The organism is Mycoplasma seminis (assembly GCF_030718845.1).
GTDB classification, from domain to species: domain Bacteria; phylum Bacillota_I; class Bacilli_A; order Mycoplasmatales; family Metamycoplasmataceae; genus Mycoplasmopsis; species Mycoplasmopsis seminis.
In genome coordinates this window covers 1,028,714-1,047,470 of sequence record NZ_CP132191.1, presented here as the reverse complement: position 1 = coordinate 1,047,470, position 18,757 = coordinate 1,028,714, and the positions used below count along the sequence as shown (strand labels likewise).

Annotated in this window: 14 protein-coding genes; 12 read left to right on the top strand and 2 right to left on the bottom strand. The window is 27.5% G+C overall.

Features of this window, described 5'->3' with window-relative positions; all coding sequences use genetic code 4:
- Positions 1-44: 44 nt before the first annotated feature.
- Positions 45-578: a hypothetical protein gene (locus tag Q8852_RS04475; protein ID WP_305937975.1), complete on the top strand. Its 534-nt coding sequence runs from the start codon at positions 45-47 to the stop codon at positions 576-578.
- An 18-nt stretch (positions 579-596) separates the two neighbouring features.
- Here the strand turns inward: Q8852_RS04475 and Q8852_RS04470 are convergent, their stop codons facing one another.
- A complete protein-coding gene (locus Q8852_RS04470) occupies positions 597-812 on the bottom strand; it encodes a TM2 domain-containing protein (protein ID WP_305937974.1) in 216 nt (71 codons plus the stop codon).
- Positions 813-903: 91 nt separating this feature from the next.
- Between Q8852_RS04470 and lysS the strand changes: the two genes are divergently transcribed.
- The 6 genes from lysS to Q8852_RS04440 all read left to right on the top strand — a co-directional run bounded on the left by lysS (position 904) and on the right by Q8852_RS04440 (position 12,505).
- Positions 904-2,367 (top strand): lysine--tRNA ligase, encoded by a 1,464-nt coding sequence (gene lysS / locus Q8852_RS04465; RefSeq protein WP_305937973.1) that lies wholly within the window; start codon positions 904-906, stop codon positions 2,365-2,367.
- A 282-nt stretch (positions 2,368-2,649) separates the two neighbouring features.
- Complete coding sequence (lepA, locus tag Q8852_RS04460; RefSeq protein WP_305937972.1) at positions 2,650-4,458, top strand: translation elongation factor 4; 1,809 nt, start codon at positions 2,650-2,652, stop codon at positions 4,456-4,458.
- A 103-nt stretch (positions 4,459-4,561) separates the two neighbouring features.
- Positions 4,562-6,469 carry a M13-type metalloendopeptidase gene (locus Q8852_RS04455; RefSeq protein ID WP_305937971.1) on the top strand — a complete coding sequence of 636 codons (1,908 nt, stop codon included), beginning with the start codon at positions 4,562-4,564 and terminating at the stop codon, positions 6,467-6,469.
- Positions 6,470-6,586: 117 nt separating this feature from the next.
- Complete coding sequence (locus Q8852_RS04450; RefSeq protein ID WP_305937970.1) at positions 6,587-9,613, top strand: UvrD-helicase domain-containing protein; 3,027 nt, start codon at positions 6,587-6,589, stop codon at positions 9,611-9,613.
- A 13-nt stretch (positions 9,614-9,626) separates the two neighbouring features.
- Positions 9,627-11,288: a hypothetical protein gene (locus Q8852_RS04445; RefSeq protein ID WP_305937969.1), complete on the top strand. Its 1,662-nt coding sequence runs from the start codon at positions 9,627-9,629 to the stop codon at positions 11,286-11,288.
- A gap of 71 nt (positions 11,289-11,359) precedes the next feature.
- Positions 11,360-12,505: an IS30 family transposase gene (locus Q8852_RS04440; RefSeq protein ID WP_305937968.1), complete on the top strand. Its 1,146-nt coding sequence runs from the start codon at positions 11,360-11,362 to the stop codon at positions 12,503-12,505.
- Positions 12,506-12,596: 91 nt separating this feature from the next.
- Here the strand turns inward: Q8852_RS04440 and Q8852_RS04435 are convergent, their stop codons facing one another.
- Complete coding sequence (locus tag Q8852_RS04435) at positions 12,597-12,812, bottom strand: MAG6790 family protein (RefSeq protein WP_305937967.1); 216 nt, start codon at positions 12,810-12,812, stop codon at positions 12,597-12,599.
- 161 nt (positions 12,813-12,973) lie between these two features.
- Between Q8852_RS04435 and Q8852_RS04430 the strand changes: the two genes are divergently transcribed.
- The 5 genes from Q8852_RS04430 to Q8852_RS04410 all read left to right on the top strand — a co-directional run bounded on the left by Q8852_RS04430 (position 12,974) and on the right by Q8852_RS04410 (position 18,688).
- Positions 12,974-15,124 carry an MYPU_1760 family metalloprotease gene (locus Q8852_RS04430; RefSeq protein ID WP_305937966.1) on the top strand — a complete coding sequence of 717 codons (2,151 nt, stop codon included), beginning with the start codon at positions 12,974-12,976 and terminating at the stop codon, positions 15,122-15,124.
- A gap of 10 nt (positions 15,125-15,134) precedes the next feature.
- Complete coding sequence (locus Q8852_RS04425) at positions 15,135-15,794, top strand: DUF402 domain-containing protein (RefSeq protein WP_305937965.1); 660 nt, start codon at positions 15,135-15,137, stop codon at positions 15,792-15,794.
- A 125-nt stretch (positions 15,795-15,919) separates the two neighbouring features.
- Positions 15,920-17,293: a hypothetical protein gene (locus tag Q8852_RS04420; protein ID WP_305937964.1), complete on the top strand. Its 1,374-nt coding sequence runs from the start codon at positions 15,920-15,922 to the stop codon at positions 17,291-17,293.
- Positions 17,294-17,468: 175 nt separating this feature from the next.
- Positions 17,469-17,993, top strand: coding sequence for a hypothetical protein (locus Q8852_RS04415; RefSeq protein WP_305937963.1), 525 nt, complete (start codon positions 17,469-17,471; stop codon positions 17,991-17,993).
- 347 nt (positions 17,994-18,340) lie between these two features.
- The gene (locus tag Q8852_RS04410; RefSeq protein ID WP_305937962.1) at positions 18,341-18,688 is read left to right on the top strand and encodes a hypothetical protein; all 348 of its coding nucleotides are present in this window, start codon (positions 18,341-18,343) and stop codon (positions 18,686-18,688) included.
- Positions 18,689-18,757: the final 69 nt, after the last annotated feature.

The following is an 18,757-nucleotide window of genomic DNA, read 5'->3' as shown; positions in this document are numbered from 1 at the left end:
AGAATTTAAAAGTGTACAATTAAGATATAGAAATCGAGGTTAGAATGAAGAAAATATTAAGCTATTTTTCAATTACATCATTAGTGCTGCTAATTATAAATTTAGTTGTTATTTTACCCTTGTTTTTAGGGGTTTTTGTAAAGGAAAACACATTAACATACGGTATGCATATTGGTGTACCATTAGCAAAACAACCACATCTAGATCCATTATATTTTTTAAGAGATTACATTTTAATAATTACTATATTGTTGATTAATTACATATTTACAATTTTTATATTTGCAACTAATAAAAATAAATTTTTACATTGTTTATTACCAATATGTTTCATGAAACAATTGAAATTTAAATTTAAAAAATCAGATACTTATGTTACTTATGGAATGTTTGCTTTAAATCTAACTGCTATTATTTTAACTATTGTGTTTGTTTCAATGAGTAACATATACTCAACCTTAGGTTCAATAATTTGCTTCACTATTTGAATGGTAATTATTCTTGCATATGAATTTATATTTTATATAGGTATGATTTTGATTTTAAGCAAAACAAAGCAAACAAAAACCACGGCTTAGCTGTGGATGTTTTATACTTTAAGGTCTTATATATAGTCCTTGATTGTCTTTTTGTAGTCCCATTACTGCAAGGATGATATCAATAATTCATCATACCGCACAACCACCAGCTGTGAGTAATTTTAAAAGGAATAATCCAACACGACCACCATATAAACGGTCGATACCGAATTCACCTAAAAAGATTGAAAGTAATAAGTTAACTAACCAACTTCTAGTGCTTTTAACTTTCATATTTTTCTCCTTATATTAAATTAAATAATTTAATATAATTATAAACAATTAATATATACTTTAAATATCATTTTATTTAGGAGATATTTTTATGGAAAAATATACTGAACAAGAACAAATTAGACGTAATAAATTAGATTTTTACAAAGAAAATAATATTGAAGCTTTTGCAAAAGCTGACAACTTAAAAGAATTAACATATTCAGACAACATTTTAGCTGCTTATGAAAAATATTCAAAAGAAGAATTAGATGAAAAAGCTATTCCAGTTAACATTACAGGTAGAATTCTTACAATGAGAGGTCCTTTTATTTTAGTTAAAGATTACCACGGAAGAATTCAAGTTTACTTTAACAAAAAAGAACACTCAGAAGAATTAGCTAAATTAGTTTCAACATTTGATTTAGGAGACATTATTTATGTTGAAGGAACAGTTATGAAAACACACACAGGTGCAATTACTGTTAAAGCTCAAAACATTAAATTACTTACTAAATCACTTAAACCATTACCTGATAAATACCATGGACTTGCTGATGTTGAAGAAAAATACCGTCACAGATATGTTGATTTAATAGTTAATGATGAATCAATGCAAACATTCTGAACAAGAACTAAAATTATTAGCGAAATCAGAAGATACTTTGATGAAAAAGGTTACATGGAAGTAGAAACACCATTCTTACATGATTACTTATCAGGGGCTTCAGCTAGACCTTTTACAACTCACCATAATGCTTTAGATCAAGAATTTGTGCTTAGAATTGCTACAGAAATTCCACTTAAAAAATTATTAGTAGGTGGAGTTGATAGAGTTTATGAAATAGGTCGTATTTTCAGAAATGAAGGAATTGATACAACTCACAACCCTGAATTTACTTCAATTGAATTTTATGAAGCATATTCAAACCTTGAAGGTATGATGCAACATACAGAAGCTTTATTTAGAAGACTTGCTGAAAAATTAGGAAAACAAACTGTAATTAACAAAGGTGTTGAAATCGATTTAACTAAACCATTTAATAGAATTGATATGGTGGATGCAGTTTCTGAAGCAACAGGAGTTAACTTTAAAGAAATTAGCTTTGAGCAAGCTAAAGAAGTTGCAAACAAATATGGAATTAAAGTACAAAAATTCCATCAATTAGGACACATTATTAATGAATTATTCGAAGAATTAATCGAAAAAACATTAATTCAACCAACATTTGTATATGGACACCCAATTGAAATATCTCCACTTACAGCAAAAGGAAGTGATCCAAGATTTACAGAACGTGCAGAGTTATTCATTAATACTAAAGAATATGCAAACATGTATACAGAGCTTTCAGACCCAATTGATCAATTACAACGTTTCCAAGAACAATTAGAAGAAAAGAACAATGGAAATGATGAAGCAAGTGATATTGACTGAGATTTCGTAGAAGCACTTGAATACGGAATGCCTCCTACAGGTGGATGTGGAATTGGTATTGACCGTTTAACAATGCTTCTTGCTGAAAAAGATTCAATTAGAGATGTTTTATTATTCCCAACAATGAAAAGAAAATAATACATTAGCAGCTAACAGCTGCTTTTTGTTTCCGATTTGTTATAGTTATTAAACTATTTAAGCCTTGCACGTAGCCTTATTGGAAATTTAATATAAAAAATTACATAGAAAAAAATGCAAAAAGAAAAGCTCACCTTAGTGAGCTAATTATCTTAAGAAAGGCGTGTATATTTAACGCAAGCAGCGATACCTTATAGATATCTCATTCTTGATTTCTCAAGCACTGGATATATTATAACACTATTTTTTAAATATATTTAAAAATATATTAAAATATATAACATGAATAAAGATAAGATAAGAAACTTCTCAATTATAGCTCACATCGATCACGGTAAAAGCACACTTGCTGACCGTATTTTAGAGTACACTGAAACAGTTGCAAACAGGGATTTAAAAGCACAATTTCTTGACTCAATGGAACTTGAACAAGAAAGAGGGATTACAATTAAATTAAATGCAGTTCAAATTAAATATAAGGACTATATTTTCCATTTAATTGATACACCAGGACATGTTGATTTTAACTATGAAGTATCACGTTCTTTAGCGGCTTCTGAAGGTGCTTTATTGCTTGTTGATGCTACACAAGGAATCGAAGCTCAAACACTTGCTAACGTGTATTTAGCTTTGGAAAATGATTTAGCAATACTACCTGTTATTAATAAAATTGATCTACCAAGTGCTAATGTTGAAGAAGTTAAAGAAGAAATAGAAAATGTTATTGGAATACCAACAGATAATGCAATTTTAGTATCAGCTAAAACAGGACAAGGAGTTCCTGAATTAATGGATGCTATTATTAAATATATTCCTGCACCTAAAAATGCTGATGATAACAAACCACTTAAAGCTTTAATATTTGATAGTTACTTCGATCCATATCGTGGTGTTGTAATGTTAATTAGAATTTTTGAAGGTAAATTAAGAACTGGAGATAAATTCAAATTTATGTCTCGTATGAATGAAGAGCAAGCTTACCATGTTATTGATTTAGGGGTAAGAAATCCTTATGAAACCAAAAAAGATGAATTAGTGGCTGGTGAAGTTGGGTGAGTATCAGCGGCTATTAGAGATGCAAAAGAAGTGCATGTTGGGGATACAATTACACTTGCTGAAAATCCAACTGATAAAGCGCTTCCTGGCTACAAAAAAATGAAACCAGTAGTGTTTACGGGATTTTATCCAATTGATACACGTGATTACATGGATTTAAAAGAATCGCTTGAAAAAATTTCACTTTCAGACTCCTCAATTACTTGAGAACAAGAAACTTCAAAAGCACTTGGATTTGGATTTAGAGTCGGTTTCCTTGGAATGTTACATATGGAAATCTTACAAGAACGTTTAGATCGTGAGTATAAAGTAGGTATTATCGCAACATCTCCATCGGTTGAATATAAAGTTACAACTACAAAAGGGGAAGTTGAATTAATCTCAAACCCAACATTATTCCCAGATAGAACATTCATTGAAAAAATAGAAGAACCATTTGTGGAAGCAAGCATTTTTGTTCCAAATGAATATATCGGAAATGTTATGGAACTTTGTCAAAATAAACGTGGAATTTATAAGTCACTTGATGTAGTGGATTCTAGACGTTCAAAAGTTGTTTATGAACTTCCGCTTGCTGAAACTATTTTTGACTTCTTTGATAGATTAAAATCAACTACTAAAGGATATGCATCATTTGAATATGAGTGAATCGGATATCGTGAGTCTGATTTAGTTAAAGTTGACATTATGCTTAATGGGGATAAAGTTGATGCTTTCTCAATTATTACTCACCGTGAAAAAGCTTATGAAGCCGCTAGAGAATTATGTGTTAAATTAAAAGATGCAATTCCTAGACAAAACTTTGAAGTCCCTGTGCAAGCTACAATTGGTGGAAAAATAATTGCTCGTGAAACAATTAAAGCTTACAGAAAAGATGTTACTGCTAAGCTTTATGGTGGGGATGTTACCCGTCGTCAAAAACTTCTTAAGAAACAAAAAGAAGGAAAAAAACGTATGAAGAAACTCGGTTCAATTGAAGTTCCACAAGAAGCATTCTTATCAGTTTTAAAAACCAATATTGATCCTAAAAAATAATTTAAATTTATTTATCTTTAGCATAATAGCTTTTAATTTGCTAAAGATATTTTTTATTTAACTTAATTAAAGTATAATTTAAACATTATAAAAAGGAGATTATATGAAAAAACCAAGATTACAAGATGATTTTTACGAATATGTAAACTACGAATGATTACAAAATACAGAAATTCCGGCTGATAGACCTTCAATTTCATGTTTTGGTGAATTAGACATTAAACTTGAAAAATTATTAAAAGGTTTAACAAAAGGATGAGCTGACGGAAGTATCAAGCTTCCTAATGATAAAATGATTCAACAATACGTTAAGTTTTATCAAATGCTTATTGATGCAGATAAAAGAAAAGAATTAGGTTGAGAACCTGCAAGAGAGTATTTAAACAAAATTGAATCATTATCAAGTTTTGCTGAATTAGCTCAAAGATATGCTGAATTTGATGAACAATACTCAACATTACCTCTTTCATTAGGAATTGGTGAAGACTTTATTGATAATAAAAAATACATTTTATGGCTTGAAGACCCTAGATTAATTTTAGGTTCAAAAGAAACATATGCAAATCCTGAACAAAAAGATAAATTAATCAAAGCTTGAAAAGAAATGGTATTTGATTTATTAACTTCATATGGTAAAAGCACAGATGAAGCAAATGTAATGATTGCTAAAGCTTTAGAATTTGATAATTTCTTAGTAGAATATGTTCTTTCAAGTGAGCAAAAAGCTGACTATACTTCATTATATAACCTAAAAGAAGCAGCATGATTTAAAGAAAAAGTTAAAACATTTGATGTTGTAGCAATTGCTCAAAGTATTGTTAAAAAAGATGTTTTATCAATTAGTTGTTCAAACCCATCATTTGTTGAAAAAATTGATGGAATTTACACAGAAAAGAATTTTGATGCTTATAAAGCCTTATTCTTTATTAATAACTTAATTAATGCAGCTCACTTCATGGATGAAGAAACAAGAATGAAATCAGTACACTTTAAAAATGTACAATACTCAATTGCTAAACCACGTGATTTAGATTTATACGCCTATGACATAGCTACAAAATACTTTGACATGCCTTTAGGATTATATTATGCAAAAGAATACTTTGGTGAAAAAGCTAAAGCAGATGTTGAACACATGGTTGCAAGTATGATTGATGTTTATAAACAACGTTTAGAAGAAAATACTTGATTAACACAAGCAACTAAAGATAAAGCTATCTTAAAACTTTCTAAATTAGGTGTTATGGTTGGATATCCTGAAGAAATTCCACCGTACTATGAAAAATTAGTAACAAAAACCTATGCAGAAGGTTCAAACGTTTTTGCTAATGTTTTAAACTTTAACAAAATAATTTATGAATGAGATATGGCTCGCTATTTAACAACAGTAAATCCTAAATACTGAGGAATGTCTCCAGCAACAATTAACGCTTACTTTAATCCATTTGCAAATCACATTGTTTTCCCAGCTGCTATTTTACAAGCTCCATATTATGATATTAATCAATCATCATCAGCAAATTATGGAGGAATTGGTGCTGTTATAGCTCATGAAATTTCACATGCTTTCGACAATAATGGTGCTCAATTTGATGAAAATGGTTCAATGTTTAATTGATGAACAGAACATGATAAAGAAAAATTTGCTGAAAAAACACAAGCTGTTATTGAACTTTATAATACAAGAATTACACCATATGGAAAAGTTAATGGTAAATTAACTGTATCAGAAAATATTGCTGATATTGGTGGAGTTGCTTGTGCTTTAGAAGCTGCTCAAAAAGAAAAAGATTTCAATGCTGAAAAATTCTTTGAAAACTGAGTAAGAGTTTGAAGACAAAAAGCTGGAGAAGGATATTGAAGAAGACTTCTTGAAACAGATGTTCACTCACCTGCTAAAGAAAGAGGAAATGTCCTTATGATGAATTTAGATTTATTTGCAGAAACTTATGATCTAAAACCTGAAGACAAAATGTATTTAGCTCCTGAAAAAAGAATTAAAATTTGATAATATGTCTACCACATAGTGCTAAAAGTACTGTGTGGTATTTTATTTTGCGTCAAAATAATCAATGATATATAAATTTAGAATTAGATAAAATTAAAATATAAGGAAATAGGTGCAATTATGAAGAGAACAAAGGAAGAAAAAAAGCAATTTAAATCTGCATTAAGAGAGTATAAAATATTCCTTAAAACATTTAATAGATATCAAATAGACCAATATCAAGATAAATTAGAAAGCATGACATCTTTTAATGATGAATTAATTGCCTTGAATAAATTTTGGTATAAAAGACTAACTAAAAAATTTGAAAACATTAAGCATCTTGTAAATAAGTGAAATGAATATTTACCTATCATTAGTAATTTTTCATATGATGATTATTTACAAAATATTGAACAGCTCTTACCTACAGATGAAATTAAAAATTTTGAAGCTTTAGACTTTTTAGTTTCTAACCGTATCAACAACAAGCAAACACGTAATTTTGTTAAGGGTATGAGCGAGATTAAAAAATACAATGATGATATTAAACAACAATATAAATTATTCAAACAATACTCTATTGATATAAATGATTTTAATAAAATGGGGTATTTGAATCAGAATTATCAGGAAATGTTAAAAGATAAATCTAAAAAATTAAAAGAAGAATTACAACAATTTAAAAAACGCTTTTACGATTTTAATATTCTTTTAAATATCGAGCCTTTTATAAAGAGTCATAATCTTTCATACCTACAAACAAGTATTAGAAATGATTTATTTGATAATATAAATGGTAAAAGTTTAGATAAAGAACAAAGAGAAGCTATATTAAAAGATGAAAATGCCTTACTAGTAGTAGCTGGTGCTGGTTCTGGTAAAACTTTAACAATTTGTGGAAAAATTAAATATTTACTCGAAAAAGAAAATGTTGATCCTAGTGAGATTTTATGTTTATCATATTCGGTTAAATCAGTAAATGATTTACAAGAAAAAATAAATCTAATTAATCCGGAATTGCAAGCCTCTACATTCCATAGTTTAGGGTTAAAGATATTAAACACAGCCCAACATAAGATTCAAAACGTTGATGATCAATTTGATAATAGAATTGAAGAATATTTTAGAACAGAAATAACATCTAAACCTAAAATGATGAGAAAAGTTATTGAATTTTGTGGATTGTATTTAAATAATGATTATAAAGGTGTTGAACAAGAACAACTTGATGCAGTAAACGATTCAAGAAGTGATAATTTTAATACCCAAAGAGAAGCTTTAAAATCTTTAGGTAATATAACTAATAAAATAACTCTTAAAAAAGAAAAAGTTAAAAGTTATGAAGAATTAATTATTGCTAATTATTACTTTGTAAATGGGATTAATTACGAATATGAAAAACCCTATGAAATAGACTTAACCACAAGTGAAAAACGTCAGTATAAACCAGATTTCTATCTAAGTGATTATGGTATTTATCATGAACATTATGGAATTGATAGAGATGGACGCAATGGAGCTTTTAGTCAAGCAGAAAATAAGAAATATAATGAAATTAAAGAATGAAAAGATCAATTACACCTACAAAATAACACTAAATATATAAATACATTTTCTTATGAATTTAAAGAAAGAAATATCTTTAAACATCTAGAAGAACAATTACAAAGATTTAATGTTAAATTTAGAAAATTAGATGATCAAGAAATACTAGATTGTTGAAATTCAAATTATCAAGGTTGGGATTTTAGTATATTCATTCATATTATGAAACACTTTTTAAACTTGTACAAAGGCAAATATGAAAGTGAATATGGTTTTAATGAACTGATAGAAAAATGCAGCTACAGAACTGATTATAAAAGAACAACATTATTTTTAGAAATTGCTAAAGATATTTATCTATATTATAAGGACCTTTTACATAGTTTAAATCGGATTGATTTTGATGATATGATTTTAAAATCAATTAGCGCTTTAAAAACCGTTGATAAATCATTATTTAATTATAAATATATTATTGTTGATGAATTTCAAGATATATCGCATAGCCGGCTAAAATTACTAAAGAATCTTATTGATCGCAGTGATGCAAAATTATTCGCAGTAGGTGATGATTGACAATCTATTTATAGTTTTAATGGTTGTGATATAAACATTTTCTTAGACTTCAAAAAACATTTTCCATCTGGAGACATAAGTAAAATTACAACTACACATAGAAATTCGCAAGAGTTGCAAGATATTGCTGTTTACTTTGTGACTAAAAATAAAAATCAAATTAAAAAGGATATTAATTCGGCTATTACATTAGAAAATTCAATTAAAGCAGCATTTTATTCCGAAAATCAAACTCATGAATGTTTAGATTATGTATTAAGTGATATTGAGTCAAAAAATCCAAATGCTTCAGTTTTATTATTAGGACGTAATAATAGTGATATTGAGGATTATCTTGGTGAAGAATTAAAAATTAAGGGACATCATAATTCAAAAATTATGAGATTAACATCAAATAAATATAAAGGTTTTGATATTAAATTCGCCACTGTGCATGGTTCAAAAGGTTTAGAAGATGAATTTGTAGTGATTCTAAATGCAAACGATACAGCCGCAGGTTTTCCTAATAAAATGGAAGATGATTCAATTATTAATCTAGTATTAGATAAAACTCAAGGCTATGATTTTGATGAAGAACGTAGACTTTGGTATGTTGCTTTAACTAGAACAAAATCTTATACTTATGTTATTGCTGATAAAAAAAGACCTTCAGTATTTCTAAGAGAAATTTACAATGCTTGTGATGTTATTTTTCCACAACAGAACAAAAACAGTCAAAACACAATTACTAAATTAAAAAGCTTCCCATGTAAACAATGTAATCAGGGAGAATTGTTAGGAAATTTCTTCAAAGATTATTACAAATGTAACATGTGTAGATGCAAAATAAAAGAAACTGATTTAATTAATCCTAAATTCTGTCCTAGATGTGGTGATTATATAATTTGGTTTCAAAATAAAAATGGTAGTCGTTTCCAAAATTGTAGAAATTATAGGAAATGTCAACCAAGACAAAACTATTATAAATATAATTATAAATACACACGCAATAAAAACTTTAGAAAACGTAAAACAAGTGCTTTATCGTTCCTAAACTTTTTATAGAAAGAGGTAAAAAATGAAAAAAAATAAAAGAAATAAATTAGTTACATTAGGTATTTTATCAATGGGTGCTGTGGCTTTAGCACCTGCAATTGCATTATCATGTAAACCAACAAAACAAGAAAAACCTGAACCACTTCCGGTGCCTAAACCTGAGCCACAGCCACAGCCACAGCCACAACCAACACCATTGCCTAATCCAAATCCTCTTCCACAACCAACACCAGCAGATGAAACTAGTCAAGGTGGAACTGTAAATGGAATTATTATTAATGCTTATAAATCACTATTAAATGTTTTAAATATCACAAATGCTCAAACTGCATATCAAGTTTATAACAAAATTAATACTAAATCCTTTAAATCTGATAAATATGCAATTGAAAATGTTAATGTAGTTAGCTTTGATGATGCAACCGGACAATTAAGTTTTAAAGTTACTGGTACATATGAACAAAAATCATTAAATGATTTAACTTTTACGTTAAGTGGTCTATTAGTTGTTAGTCAAACTAAAACAGCTAACATTACATTTGATATGGATAAAGTATTTGAAAATAAACTTGCACCAAATTATTTTGTAGGTAAGTCAGTTGCGGACATTCTTCCTTATTTAAAAACCTTTACATTAACTTTTAATAATGAAAATACAATTGATATTTTAAATAACCCAGAATTCACAATTAAAAGATTTGATATAACACAAAAACCTAATAATTTAATAGCAAGTATAAGTGTAGAATATACTTCACATCAATTATCACAAGCGGGATTAAATCAAAATGCAAGCAATATATTTTTCGATACTAATAGAAATGTAAATGTATTAAATTATTCAACCACAGCTTATCTAAATTATGTAAACTTACACCATGTGCATCAAAAAGAAAATATAAAAGAATTAGCAGCTGAAAGTTATGCTTCATTTTATCAAGGTAAAAAACAAGCGCATATGGATTATACCCACACACTTTTAGAAATTGATAACGATTATGCTGAATATAACAAAACACCTATTCAATTAGTTTCAACTTTTGTTGCTGATGATGAAACCGGAGTTTTAACACTTCACACTTCATGTGCTCTTCCTTTAGATGAAAGAGAAATTTCATCCGAAGCAATTGAAAATAAAATCTCTGGATTCAAAACTTTATCACAAGCTGATTTAAGCAAAATGTTTTTTGCTGTAATTAATCATGCTGACATGGCTAAAAACTTCAAAAAACTATTTAACATGTATAATGCAGCCGAAAATAAAGATACTTTTTCATTAGATAATAATTCTATGGAATTTAAAAGCATATTTGGAGATGCGATAGCACGTCAAATGCTTATTAGAGAAAGCGAAAATGGATATACATTAGGTAATGCTAATAATAAAATATATGTTATCGCAACTATTAATGGTGGAAATGATGAAGTGGTCGGAATATTAAAAGAAAGTGCAATGAATATTGTTAATTTCGATGATTCAACTGGAATTATTGATAATGCATTTCAAGTTAAAAACCTTGTTTTAACAATCAATAGTGTCTCTGATTTTAAACTATCAACAGGTAAACATGATAGATTAGATTTTAAAGTGAACTATACTATAACTATTGGAATTGATGGAAATAATGGAGAAAATCAAATCGAAATTAATTCTTCAGCAACTACTTTTGTAATAAATAAATAAGAAAAATTCCCAAACGGGAATTTGCTCGATTGCAATATGCAGTGCAACACTTTTATTAGTTTATAATAAAAGTGGAGCACTTTTTTTGTGCTCCACTGAAAACCCCTGAGAAAGGATTTCGCATACATTATACAAGAATTACAGCAAAAGTAAGATATGTAATAGAAGCTTTGTTAAAAGAAAATTTTAGTATATCTGAAATTGCGAAAATTACTGGATTTTCAAAGAGCTCTATATCTAGAGAAATTACATACAATGCTGATTTATACGGGTATACGGCTGAATACGCACAATATAAACATGATATGAGGAATAAGTGAAAAGCTTATTTTAAGTTACGTAATAAAATCGAAAAATATCCAAATTTTACAAATGTTTTTATCGATAAATTTAATAAACGTTCATTTGGAGTTAAACTGACACATACATATATTAAGTTTAATTATAATTTCAAAATGCCTTCATATAGAACTGTTTTTAATTGGATAAATTCAAATGCTTGAGAAATCACAAAAGAAGATAGATTGAGACGTCATTATAAAAAAGGAGGAAAAAGAACTAAGAGTGCAGTTGAATCTCTAGTTGGTGCAAGATGAGTTAGACCATTTTGAACTAGACCTCAGAAAATAAATGATAGGTCAGAATTCGGTCATTGAGAAGTTGATTTTATTGTAGGAAAATCAGGAAAGGAAAACTATAACTTGTTAACTTTTACAGAAAGAAAAACAAGATACGGAATAATTAAAAAGATAAAAGGTAAAAATCCATGAAATGTTGCAGAAGTTTTATGAAATTTAATTAGAGAAAAACAATTAAATGTTAAAAGCATAACAGCTGATAATGGATTTGAGTTCTCAAAACTTTTTTATCTAGGATATAGGCTTCAAATTATTATTTATCGTGCAGACCCATATGCTTCATTTCAAAAAGGAGGAAACGAAAACTTTAATGGTTTAGTTAGAAGATTCTTTCCAAAAGGCACAAATTTTAATAATATTTCTGAAGAAGAAATATTGGTTGTACAAAATGAAATAAATAATATGCCTAGGGAGATTTTCGATTGACAATCAGCTGATGAACTATTCTATGACTGAAATTATTATAAGGATAAATGAACACCAATACCGGGTGATGAACGCTTTTTTATCAGAAACAATCTAAAAAGAACATCGAATACAGCAAAAAATAAATTTTTTAAAAATAAAAGTAAATTTTAGGGGTTTAAAAAATATCCGGAATTTTTCCAGATATTTTTTCTGTTGCAATGCACATTGCAATTAAGAAAATTCCCAAACGGGAATTTTTTTATTAAACAACTTTTAATAAGATTTCTTTAGAAGCTTCTTTACCTTCTAAATTATTTCTTTCTACACGGATAATCTCGATCTTTTCGTTTGCTTTAGTGTGAAGTCCGTGCTTTTGACCACGTCTAAAACCTTTAATAAGACCTTCTAATTCTTCGATGGTATTTGCTTGTGCTACGATTTCACCATCTGTAATTAATTTAGCTTTATATTTGTACATATGTACCTCCGTTTTCTATATTAATTATATTGCTTTTACAGCACTTGGAACAAAAATTGTAATACTTCCATATTTTTTCCACATTTTGTGAAAAAATGTGGAACAAGTGACCGAAGCAGGTTAAATTGTTGTAAAACTAAAAAAGTATTAGAATATATATTATGAAGAAGAAAACAATAGGATGAATTTTACTTGGAACTGTAGGAGTTGCTGCACTAGCTGGTGTTCTCACTAGTGCATATTTTATAACTAAATCACTTTTAAAAGAACAAGATCCAAATAATGGAAATGAAATAAAAATAAATCAGTTATATAATCAACCAGCATGACAAAATCAAACAAATACTAAGACTGCTCCTTGGGTAGGAATTTCAAAAGATGAAGTGCAAATTTACAGCAAGAGTTCAGATCCGCAATTAGCACTAAATAAACTAAATCAAATTGGTGAATTATCTAATGAGCAAAAACAAAATGATCAAGGAACTTATATTGAATATGTTGATCCTTATACTCAAATAAAATTTAGAGATTATGCTTACTATGTAGATAAGGAAAATCCAGAAAAAAATAGATATTTATTAGGAGCAGGAGGTCTAGCTTATTTAGCTAACGAATTCAAGAGAAAAGCTACATTTGGGCCTGAAGTATTTGATTTAGAAGCAATTAATATTAATAATTTTAAAATAATTCCAGAAAGTGCAAATGGTTTATATATTCCACAAGTTAGAAATATTTATATTAATGCGGCATTTTTATGTGAAACAAATGCTACTTTATACGAAAGAGTTGCAACAATTATGCAAACTTTATTCCATGAATATATGCACCATTGAGCTAATAGTTATGCTGAAATAGCCTTACTAGGCAAAGATCAAGAAATTAATATTGATGAACAAGAAGCTAATGTACATAAAAAACAATTAGCTAGAGTTAATTATTATGAACCAGGAGAAATGTCGCTGCTTGAAAGATGAACTTCTACTAGTGAACAATATTGAAACGGATACTTTGCAGATAACTTTAGAACATTGCTAAATTATGATATAGATGCAAAATCACATATTGATGATGGGATACTTTTAGCGCTTAGAGGTAGATATTTTAATAATAATTATCGTTTATCAACTAATGTTTCAGGCTCACTATATGATAACTTTACACCAGCTGAATTATGGGAACTTTCAAATGGAAGTAATAATGTTTTAATTAGAAAATTATATAGTAGAAAATCTTTCTGATTCTCACCAGATGAGAAATTTGCACTTGATAAAAGTGATTTAAGATATTACTACTCAATTACTGAATTAGTGCCTAGAGAATACCTTAAATATGCATTTGAATCATATTACAACATTGATGAACCAAATCCAGCAAATATAGCAGCTCAAAAACATTTACCATTTTCTACTGGATTCTTTGGAAATATGAAATTTAACTATAAAAACGACTCAATGAGTTACGAAATAAGACCTAGCTCAATTGCAGATGACTATGGAAAAGTGTTTATGAATAACTTTGACTCTTTAACTCGTCAAGGTTGATACATAACAGATGATTCTAAAATTCTTGATCAATATATTGTTATTGAAAATGGTAAAAGAAAAGTAGTTAATGTAAAAGGTTCAAGTTCAATTATGATGCCTAATAGTCCATTTGCATTGGAATCTTATAAAACTTCTGATTATATCTCACAGGAAAATTTAAATAAAATTCATGCAAATAAATCTGAGGAATTTTATGATTTATTCCTTAAAACAATGGGTTATGGAAGTACAATTTCACAAATATTCCCTTCAAGTGAAGGATGAAAATGAGCTGATAATTATAATGGTGTAGATACTTCTAAAGTTAAAAATACTATTAAGCTTGCAGGATATTTACAAGATAAAACACATGATGGATATGTTTTTATTGATCCTAACACTAATAAAGTTATAGCTCACACTAAAATTAATTATTTAGATACCTTTAATTTCTTTGGTCATAAAGATTTCGATAAAGGTGCAAAATCAGAAAATTCACTCCAAGCTCAAAGCGCTCAACGTCAAATACAAATTAAAAACCGTATTTATGCAGATAATAATTATGTGCAATATATAACCGATCCAGTAACTCCACCAAATAATGCTCTAATATACTTTTGAGATGATTTAAACAAAAATGGAATAGTAGACACAAATGAAATTGTGGAAAATGGTAAAATTGAATTACCAACAAATAGATGAGTAACATCATATCGCTCTTCTAGTTCAAGAAATTACTATACAATTCAAAGTAATAGTCAAAACCAAATAACTATAAAGAAAAATTAAAGGAGGTAAGATGGAATGAGATTTTAGTGCATTAAAAGTTGGCTCAATGATTAATGTTCAAGGCTACAAGCACAATGGATATTTATATCGTCAGTGAAATGCTGCTAAAGTAGTTTTTCACAATAAAAGACATATTGTATTATTCTTAAAAAACACTAAAGTTGCTGAATATGAAAAAGATGTAAACGGTTGAAGATACAATGAAAATGCTATTTGATTCATACCTAAAGATGCAATGTATAATGCAATTGTTCTCTTAAAAGATTCAGGTCCATATTACTATATAAATATGGCTTCTAAGCCTATATTTGAGGATAATACAATTAAATTTATCGATTATGATTTAGATGTAAAATGTTATCCAGACAAAGAATTACAAGTTGTAGATAGAGATGAATTTGCACTTCACTCTAGAGAAATGAAATACCCTACAGAATTAAAAAACTTATTATTTAGTCAATTAACAGAAGTTATGAAACTTTATTCAGAATTTCAATATTTCTTTAATCCTGAAATTATTAATTACTATTTAGATATATTAAGAAATGATAAATTAATCTCAGATAAAGCTGTGGAAAGATATTCAAGATTAGGGCAAAAGAAATTTTCAGAAGAAAGCGAAATGTTTCGTCAAGTAAATCGTAATTTTAAACATAAAGGTCACTTTTAAGTCACAAAAAGTGATTTTTTTATTACTTTTTAGGCTATGTGGAACAAAAATGGAAATGATTATTTTAAGCATTACAAAAATATAAACAATATAATAATAAATATAAGCAACAGGAGGAATTTAATATGGAAAACAAACTAATAGCTACTGTGAATTTATTTGCATCAGTATCAAATACAATTCAACCAACTGCAAATGTTGAAGTCGTTAAAGAGAAAGTAAAAAACAATTCTGTTAACGAACAAAATCAAAAAGAAGTTGAAAAAATACAAAAAAGCCTTTTAGAGAAGCATTCTAAAGAAATTAATAATATTGCTGAAAATGTTTTGAACACTAAAAAAAGTTCAAAATCTGTTTTAGGTGATATTGATAATGAAACTATAAATCAAATTGCTGAAGACGGTCTAAAAGAACTTGTAAAAAACAAAACGATTTCAATTTCAAAAGAGCAAATTGAAAAAATGCAAACAAATGAAATGAAATTAAAAATAGCTAATGATATAAAAAATGAAATCAAAAAAGTTTCTTTAGATTTTAAAAAAACACAAAAAATGAATAAAAAACCAAATTATAAAAAGACTATAACTGAGGTAAAAAGAGTACAAACTACATCTAATCCGGAATGAACTGTTAATGATGACGGTAGTATTAATTCAAAATTTATATTACTAAAATTAAAGAAGTTAGATGATTTATATAATGAATATAAAATTAATTATTTACCACAGCTTGAAATGCTGCAACATTTAACTGAGATAAAAAAAGCATTAGTAGCTAGTTCGATAGCATTTGCTGCTTCTGCTGCTATCTTATATTTTGTATCATTTTGAACAGGTGGAATAACTGGGGCTTTTGCGGTTGCTGCATCAGTGACAGCTGGTGCGTGTTCTTTAGCTGCAACTATAATTGATTCGAAAATAAATAAATTTAAAAGTGAATTTAAACAATTAGAAAACATATATTACAAAATTTCGATGCCTAAATTTTGGACTGTGTCAAGCAATGTTATTGGATTAATTAGTTTTGCAAATGATATTGCAGCTTGGAAACAAATTACTAATTCAATTAAATATAATTTACCTGCGTCAGTATCGAATTTTTCAGCCGCATTAGGAATTACGACAAACCTTTTATCAATTGGTTTTAATAGTGTTGAATTAGCAAATACATGTAAAGAATTAGAAATTAATGGTAGAAGAATCTTAGAAATAAAAGAAATATTAAGAAATATTGTTTCCCAAAAGGAATTATTTGAAAAAGTTGACTGAGTTGTTGTAGATGAAACACCTATGGATAAACTATATACAGAAGGTGGTAAAGGCGGAAAGAACTTAATGTTTATGAATTTAAAAACAAAAGAAGTTAAACCACTTGAGTATTTCTTATCACTTACAAAAAGTCAATTGTATTACATGGGATTAATGAAAGTTCATCATCCTCAAACAGGATGATATATTAAGAAATTACCAAATGATTCTAAAGAGGACAATCTAGGTTAATATAATGGTCTCTTTGATATTTTTAATAGCTATTTCATATATCAAGTGATTAAGTAAATTAAATGTCTTAGACATATTAATTTACTTTGTATTACCAAAATGAATTAACAATAATATAAAGATTCACAAGATATTTTTAAAATTTCTTAATAAAAAAATAACTATAATGCTTGTTTTGACAACTATTATGGTGATTACATCTGAAACATTAGGTATTATTTCTATAGCATTTGATTTTTGAGATGGAGTGGTTTTTAAACTTTCAGCTCCTCAATACACTGTTTGTGCAATATTGAGTTCTATAGATATAATTTCAATTATTTTTTTCTTGTATTTTATTTGATATTATCTAAATTTAAGAAAACATTTATTAATAATTTTAAGAAAAAATTCAGCGATGAGCGATGACAAGCTAATTGACTACTTAGTCATGCACAATAATCCTTTTCAAATAACGTTTATTGATGGTAACGAAAACATTAAATTTAGTGTATATGAACCTGAGGTTGAATGTGGAATTATAAATTTTAAAGATATAAAGATTAATAGATTTGTAAAAAGTAAGAATCTAATGTGAAATTATTTTATTATTTTATTAAGTAATTCATATGTAATAAACAACATGCTTATAGAACCAGGGATGTTCAAAATCTTTTATTGTGAGAGACTAAAATTAGTTAATTGTGAGGAATGATGCTAGGTTTGATTGCTATTATTCTGTGCCCTTTGTATATGGCTTTCGGTAAAAATAAAATTATTTTAATTTTGGCTAATTACTCAAGAAATTATTTTATAAAAAATAAAATCAAAATTAGTGACAAGATATTTCCATTTATTTATAAAAGAATGTTAATTTCATCATTAGTATATCTATTAATTAATATCCCAGCATTAATAACAGGAATAACTTTTGAAATACTGTGAGCTTATGATTGTGCTTTAAACTTAAAAAATCTTATGTGGTTTAATGTATTAAATTTCATAAACTGCATTTCTATAGCTGTTAATTCTATTTGTTTTATAGTGAATTTATGGATATGAATAGTTATGCGTAAATGAAGAAAAGCTAATAAAAGATTAAGAATATCGATTACATTAGAAGAAAAAATTTTTAGCGAACATTCAGATAAACAAATTAATTTTGAGAATAATAACAATAATTTATATAAAACATACAAATATAATATTAAAAATGAAATTCGTGATAGAAATATTGTTTTACAAGATGCAAAATACACAACATTTTGGCTTAATCCAAAAATGTATTTCAAATCAAAATATAAAAATCAATGAATGTATTTAATTTTATTATTTAATCCTGAAACAACAACATTTAATGGTCAAATTATAGAATTTTATTACTATCAAGATTTTTATAATAAATATTTTGAATAATGCCTGCTTCAGGCATTTTTTGATAAAAAAATTAGGTTACCCTAATTAATTATTTATCAAGAAATTGTT